This window comes from Intrasporangium sp., assembly GCF_051961875.1.
Classification (GTDB): domain Bacteria; phylum Actinomycetota; class Actinomycetes; order Actinomycetales; family Dermatophilaceae; genus Intrasporangium_A.
Map to the genome: position 1 here is coordinate 1 of NZ_JBQCCV010000148.1, position 3,143 is coordinate 3,143.

General features: G+C 66.7%; 4 protein-coding genes. 2 read left to right on the top strand and 2 right to left on the bottom strand.

The window, feature by feature from the left end:
• Nucleotides 1-119: 119 nt before the first annotated feature.
• Nucleotides 120-539: a hypothetical protein gene (locus ACTHJJ_RS08995; RefSeq protein ID WP_440302606.1), complete on the bottom strand. Its 420-nt coding sequence runs from the start codon at nt 537-539 to the stop codon at nt 120-122.
• A gap of 107 nt (nt 540-646) precedes the next feature.
• Here ACTHJJ_RS08995 and ACTHJJ_RS09000 point away from each other — a divergent pair, with 107 nt between their 5' ends.
• Nucleotides 647-1,240, top strand: a complete 594-nt coding sequence (locus tag ACTHJJ_RS09000; RefSeq protein ID WP_440302607.1) for a TMEM175 family protein — start codon at nt 647-649, stop codon at nt 1,238-1,240.
• A gap of 91 nt (nt 1,241-1,331) precedes the next feature.
• Here ACTHJJ_RS09000 and ACTHJJ_RS09005 read toward each other — a convergent pair whose 3' ends face one another.
• Nucleotides 1,332-2,372 carry a hypothetical protein gene (locus tag ACTHJJ_RS09005; RefSeq protein WP_440302608.1) on the bottom strand — a complete coding sequence of 347 codons (1,041 nt, stop codon included), beginning with the start codon at nt 2,370-2,372 and terminating at the stop codon, nt 1,332-1,334.
• A 361-nt stretch (nt 2,373-2,733) separates the two neighbouring features.
• On the opposite strand from ACTHJJ_RS09005, the gene ACTHJJ_RS09010 reads away from it, so the two are divergent.
• The coding region (locus tag ACTHJJ_RS09010; RefSeq protein WP_440302609.1) for a glycosyl hydrolase family 28-related protein at nt 2,734-3,143 on the top strand (410 nt) is incomplete at its 3' end.

The window sequence follows — 3,143 nt, forward strand, 5'->3', positions numbered from 1 at the left end:
GCCACCGACGTCACCGGGCGGCCACCCCCATTTTCATCCCGCAACGGGAAGGACGAAGTCCTACAGGTGGCTCACTCGACGTGGGAGTCGAGGGGCGGGAGCGCTCATACAAGCGGGCCTTAGGACGCGTGCCGGTGCCGGCCGACGTGCGGGCGCGGGAGGCCGTGCCTCCGGGTCCGGCCAGGCTCCTCGTAGCCCTGGGTGACCATCCCCCACCAGGTCACGGGGATGGTCAGGAACGACAGAACCACGCCGAGCACGAGGACCCAGTGCACCACGTTCGACCACAGGCCGGGCGACAGCGCGAACGGGAAGTCCTGCAGCAGCGTCGTGAAGGCGAGCAACAGGAACATCGCCATGATCAGGTGCCCGGTCAGGCGCAGCCCCCGGGCGTCAGCGAAGAGGTAGGCCACGTTGAAGACGATGATCGACCAGAGCGCGAAGTCGACCATGCCGAGGTTCAGCGCCCCTGGAGTGAAGATCCCCAGTGAGGACCACCCCGGCCAGAAGTTGAGGACGAGGAAGAGTCCGAACGCCACGAGGGCGATGAACCCGGATCTGATGCGCCGCGCAGTGGAGGGGAATCGCGGCCCTTGTTCCAGTGCTTGCATACCTACCGGTTACCCCGCCGACATACTGATTTGCTGTGAAGACCAGTCGGCTCGAGGCATTCAGCGACGGCGTACTCGCCATCATCATCACGATCATGGTGCTGGAGCTGCGGGTGCCGCAGGGGCCGACGCTGCACGACCTGCTCGGCGCCGCGACCGGGCTGCTGACCTACCTGCTGTCGTTCGTCTACGTCGGGATCTACTGGAACAACCACCACCACATGTTCCAGCTCGTCGCGCGCGTCACCGGCGGGATCCTCTGGAGCAACCTCGGGCTGCTCTTCTGCCTGTCGCTGCTGCCGTTCACCACGGCCTGGATGGACGAGCAGGCCTTCGCGACGACGCCGGTCGTGACGTATGGCGTGAACCTGCTCCTCTGCGCGATCGCCTACTTCATCCTGCAGACCACCATCGAGCACAACCAGGGCCGCGACGGCGCCCTCGCCACGGCGCTCGGCCGTGACCTCAAGGCGAAGACGAGCCCGTGGATCTACCTGCTCGGCATCCTCGGCGCGCTCCTCGTGCCGTGGCTCGGGATCGCGATCTACACGATCGTCGCGCTGATGTGGCTCGTCCCCGACCGCCGCGTGGAGCGCTACATCGCCGCGCACAACGTCGCCGACGACTAGGCCGTATGCCGCTGAGTGGGCTCCCCCTCAAACGCTGAGCCCCCGGTCGGCACGACGTGAGCCGTGCCAACCGGGCGCCTATCGGGCCGCGCTACCTGCCTGCATAGTTGCGGACGTGCTTGCTCGTGATCTGCATGAGCCGGTCCGGGTCCTGGCAGTTGCGGGGGTAGTAGTAGTACGCCAGCTGGTCACACCCGAGGTCGACCACCTCGGGCAGGCGGCGGTCGACGAGCGGGTAGGAACTGCTGTTCAAGGCGTAGGTCTCCGCCAGGAGGAAGCTGCCCTTGCCGTTGCGCTTGGCCATGTCGATGAACCGCTGCCCGTCACCACCGAGGAGGACCTTGTTCTGCTCGTCCGGGTCATCGAGACCCCACGGCCGGCCGTCGCAGCCGAAGTAGTCGAGCGCCTCGATCTGGGCGAAGCGCTCCGCCTCGTCGGCCGCCGCCCCTCCCCGGAAGGAGGCGAGGTCCATGAACATCGTGAGCGTGAGGTCGGGCTTGATCGCACGGGCGTGGTCGCTCGCCACACGGAACAGGTCGACGGCGTCGTTCTGCTTCGGCTCGTCCCAGATCAGTCCCTCGAAGGCCCACTGGGTCAGCAGCCTCTCGGTGTTCTTGAGGAAGAAGTCGACGGTCGCCGGGTGCTTCGGATCGCTGCGGTGGCCGCGGCTGTTCGTGTAGGGCTTGCCATCGGGCTTGAGCACCCAGGTCTCGGGGTGCTGCTCGGTGAAGTTGCTCGGCACGCTGGGCGCACCCGCCACGAGGCTGCCCCAGCGGGACGGGATGGCGTAGGGCGTGATCCCCGCCCGGATCGCCTCGTTGACCGCGATCTCGATGTTGTAGTGCGCGCTGTCGAAGTCCTGCTCCAGCACGCTGATCGAGACGGCCGTGGTGCCGATGCTCGCCATCCAGCGCATGTCGTCACGGACCCGGCGGGGCACGACCGTGTAAGCGTTCGGCGCCAGGTAGTAGGCGTTGAGCATCCGCTGCCCTTTGCCCGGCTTGCCCGCGGCCGGTGCCGCCGCAGCGCCGGTCGCCGACTGGGCGAGGGCCACGGCAGAGACTGCGGCCCCCGCTCCCATCAGCACGCTGCGCCGGCCGATACCTCGTGAGCCCATTTCCTGATCCGACATCTTTGTCCGCTCCATTCCCTGGGGCTGTTTCTTGGCGTAATGCATCGGCGGATCCCGGAATCAATGTCCGTCCGCACGTCCTCGAGGAGGAGTTCTTCACGTTGCGAAATGGCACCGGTCAATTCCAGCCGCCCTGCAACGGTTTTCAGTGGCTCGGACGCTAACACGGGTCAGGGTGGCCCTCAACTCGAAAATCACAGGGACAGCAAGCGCATCCGGCCGTGCGGCAATGAAACGAGTTTCAGCGACGCAACCTCTTGACCCCGCCTCTCGAACCATGGTGGGGTCGATCCGAACCGCAAACGGTTTCAGGATTTTCCAAAGAGATAACGCAGCTCGAACCCCTCAGGAGATCGCAACAATGACGAGCCGTGGAAGAAGCATTACTCGCATCATCATGGTCTCGTCCGCCGTTGTCGGGCTGGCCTTGCCCAGCCTTCCCATCGCCGCCGCCGACACCCCGGGCAACGGCTCGGGCGCCCAGACGGGAGCGCCCGGCTGGGGCCAGGTCCCCCAGATCGAGAAGTCGATCAAGGTCCCGACCTTCCCGGCGCGCAACTTCGACGTCACGGCATACGGGGCGGTGGGCGACGGCGCGAGCGACGCGCTACCCGCCATCCTGGCCGCGATCCGCGAGGCGAACGCCGCCGGCGGCGGTCACGTCGTCCTCCCGGGCGGCACGTGGCTCAGCAAGGGCCCGATCCACCTGATGAGCAACGTCGACCTGCACGTCTCCGACGGCGCGGTGCTGCGCTTCAGCCAGGAGCCGAC